The following is a 603-nucleotide window of genomic DNA, read 5'->3' as shown; positions in this document are numbered from 1 at the left end:
CTACAACACCAACTATTTCATTATTATTAAATAAAGGTATTGATACTGTTGTATTTAATACATTTTCTCCATCAACAACAAATTTATAAGGTTCAGAAATAAACTCTTTACCTGTTCTCATAGGTTCTAATATCCAAGAGTTTGCTTTTAAAACAGGATATTGCCACATTAAATCTAGGCTTCCATTATTTTTTAATACATAAGGGGAAAATCTACCATTTTCATCATGTGAATACCTTCCTGCCATTGAAGGATTATTTTCATAAAAGGTATTCGGTTCAAGATATAACCAGACTCCTACAATATAGGGATTTTTTTCTAATACAGAACTCATCAGTGATACTAGTTCAGGCTTGCTATAAATAAAATCTTCTTTTAAGGCTGTTTCTAAAGTAGAACTAAATGTTTTAATTAATACAACTGATTTCTCAATATCCCCTTTTATTTCTAAAGCATTCTTATGAGCTAATTCAATCATATATTTTTCTGAAGTTGTTTTTGTTGCTTCAAAAGCTTTGTTATAGATTAAATAAGTTGTAATAATAGATGTAAGAATCAGTACAGTAAGTACACCATATAATAATTTGTTGCTAAAAGTTAAAT

General features: G+C 27.7%; 1 protein-coding gene. It reads right to left on the bottom strand.

Annotated elements, in window-relative coordinates:
* Nucleotides 1-603: cache domain-containing protein (locus B0174_RS12260; protein ID WP_165790431.1), on the bottom strand; the 603-nt coding region annotated here is incomplete at both ends.

Source organism: Arcobacter caeni (assembly GCF_003063245.1).
GTDB classification, from domain to species: Bacteria; Campylobacterota; Campylobacteria; order Campylobacterales; family Arcobacteraceae; genus Aliarcobacter; species Aliarcobacter caeni.
This window is presented reverse-complemented; position numbering and strand designations above follow the sequence as displayed.